At 45.3% G+C, this 369-nt stretch carries 1 pseudogene; it reads left to right on the top strand.

Annotated features, from left to right (window positions below):
• A pseudogene (locus V5P19_RS23080) lies at positions 1–285 on the top strand (sulfatase-like hydrolase/transferase); the annotation flags it as partial.
• Positions 286–369: the final 84 nt, after the last annotated feature.

Here is a 369-nt window from a genome sequence, read left to right as displayed (position 1 = left end):
GTGCAATACCTTGCCCATGATGATAAATATCAGCAAAATTTCCAGGTGCCTTTTATGGTCATTTCCAGCGACGATAAAGCGCATCGGGTGATTAAAGCCCGCCGCTCAGCCAATGACTTCTTAGGCTTTTTCTCCCAGTGGACGGGGATTAAAGCGAAGGAAATTAACATCAAATACCCGTTTATATCTGAGTAGAAAGCCGGGCCGATATACATCACCAACTTCCAGTTACAGAAGGTGGATTACAACCATCTCGGAACCGATATTTTCGACCCGAAACCTTAAAAACAAAAATCCGCCCCGAGAGGCGGATTTTTTATATCACCAAAGTGATTAGAAGCGGTAACCAACACCGGCAATCCAGGTGCC

The sequence above is a fragment of the Enterobacter sp. UNJFSC 003 genome (genome assembly GCF_036903355.1).
Lineage (GTDB): Bacteria > Pseudomonadota > Gammaproteobacteria > Enterobacterales > Enterobacteriaceae > Enterobacter.
This window is presented reverse-complemented; position numbering and strand designations above follow the sequence as displayed.